This is a genomic window from Neochlamydia sp. TUME1 (genome assembly GCF_000813645.1).
In the GTDB taxonomy this organism is placed as follows: domain Bacteria; phylum Chlamydiota; class Chlamydiia; order Chlamydiales; family Parachlamydiaceae; genus Neochlamydia.
Window position 1 is genome coordinate 1 of the sequence record NZ_JRXI01000214.1, and the last position, 1406, is coordinate 1406.

General features: G+C 36.8%; 2 protein-coding genes. Both read left to right on the forward strand.

Annotated features, from left to right (window positions below):
- Window positions 1–589, forward strand: a 589-nt coding sequence (locus tag DB41_RS11005) for a leucine-rich repeat domain-containing protein (protein WP_368730557.1), incomplete at its 5' end; no start/stop codon positions are given.
- A gap of 398 nt (window positions 590–987) precedes the next feature.
- Complete coding sequence (locus DB41_RS12610) at window positions 988–1119, forward strand: hypothetical protein (protein WP_255350945.1); 132 nt, start codon at window positions 988–990, stop codon at window positions 1117–1119.
- Window positions 1120–1406: the final 287 nt, after the last annotated feature.

The window sequence follows — 1406 nt, forward strand, 5'->3', positions numbered from 1 at the left end:
TTTAGCCAAGTCTTTTTCAGCTTTAGAATTTAAAGTGCAAATAGAAGAAAAGAGGGATCTTACTCTGGCTAACTACTCTTCTTATCTCTTAAATATTAATCGCCTTTTACTTTGGAAAAAACTTACTGGTGGGGAAAAATACTTGAGTCGAGAAGAAATTAAGCACTTGCCTCTAGAGAAAAAAGGGGAGCTTTTTAGAGATTGGATTGGAGAAAATTGTGACAAAATCCCGGCTTTAAATTTATCTTTAGATTTATCTAGAATAGGCTTGACTTATCTACCTCCAGAAATATTCCAGCTATCTCAGCTGCAAGCGCTTGATTTAAGCCAAAACCAGCTCACCGCTCTTCCTATAGAAATTGGGCAGCTGTCTCAGCTGCAATGGCTTAACTTAAGCCAAAACCAGCTCACCAGTCTTCCTGCAGAAATTGGGCAACTGTCTCAGTTGGCATGGCTTTACTTAAGCCAAAACCAGCTCGTCAGCCTTCCTGCAGAAATAGAACAACTGTCTCAGTTGCAAACGCTTGAATTAACGGAAAATCCTTTGAAGAATATTGCAGAAAAAATAAGGCAGCGTTTTCAATTGTAGAATGGCCGTAAGTACTTTTTAAATGGGGGTGGGCTAAAATGAAATAAAAAAACTTTTAGCCATCTTATCTTTAAACAAGTAAGCCGCGCTTAAATCAAAACCAGCTCACCAGTCTTCCTGCAGAAATCGGCCAGTTGTCTCAACTAGAATGCCTTACTTAAACAACAACCAACTTGCCAACTTTCCTGCAGAGATAGGTTAGCTTTCTCAGCTGTAATTCCTTAACTTAGAGAACAACCAGCTTGCCTCCCTTCCGGCAGAGATAGAGCAGCTTTCGCAGCTGGTAGACCTTCGTATAAATAACGCGAGTTATTGGATAAGGAAATAGTTGAAAAAAAGACCTTCCCATGGTTTAAAAATGTTTTTCACCAAAAAAACTTTAAACATGGAAGGTCAAAATGATTGAAAAAGATATCGATTTATTAATCTCCATTTTTTGTGATGTAGAGGATTTTTGTAAACAATTTGAGCCTGAATGGCGCAAAATATTGGTTGAGCCACCCAAAACCTTTAATTGGAAAGAGCAATAAAAGAAAACCGATGGTCAAAATTATCATTAAGCGAAGCGATGACAATTATCCTCATGTTTCATAAAACTGGTTATAGAACTTTTAAAGACTATTATACGCGACAAGTCATTCCTTCAATGAGAAAATATTTTCCTAGCATCCTTTCCTGTAATAAGTTCATTACTTTAATAGACTTCTTTCGAAATTAAATTTATGAGTATACTTGTGCCTAAAAAAGAGCGAGGGCACAATGAAATTTGAAATAGTAAAAGATTTAGATGATGAAAGATTTCGTTGTCTAGCTGGTG